The sequence below is a fragment of the Burkholderia sp. MR1-5-21 genome, assembly GCF_053427715.1.
The window spans coordinates 1-358 of sequence record NZ_JBSAXD010000142.1; the positions used below are offsets into that span (position 1 = coordinate 1).

Below are 358 nucleotides of genomic sequence, written 5' to 3' on the forward strand. Positions count from 1 at the left end.
GTGCTCGGCGCGATGCTGGCCGCCGTCGGCGGCGTGCTGATCGGCCTGACGATCGGCAAGCTGAATCCGTACATCGGCTTCGTCGCGGGCATCAAGGCGTTCACCGCCGCGGTGCTCGGCGGGATCGGCAGCATTCCGGGCGCGATGCTCGGCGGCGTGCTGCTCGGCCTCGCGGAAACCTTCGCAGCGGGCTACATGCCGGCCGAGTACAAGGACGTCGTCGCGTTCGGCCTGCTCGTGCTGATCCTGCTCTTCCGCCCGACCGGCCTGCTCGGCAAGTCGGACATCGAGAAAGTCTGAGGGAGGCGCAGATGAGTCAAGTCATTTCCGTCCGCCGGCCGGCTGCCGGCGTCTCGTT

The 358-nt window shown here is 68.2% G+C and carries 1 protein-coding gene; it reads left to right on the forward strand.

Features of this window, described 5'->3' with window-relative positions:
- Positions 1-300: ABC transporter permease subunit (locus tag ACV229_RS40790; protein WP_448088690.1), on the forward strand; the 300-nt coding region annotated here is incomplete at its 5' end.
- Positions 301-358 lie beyond the last annotated feature (58 nt).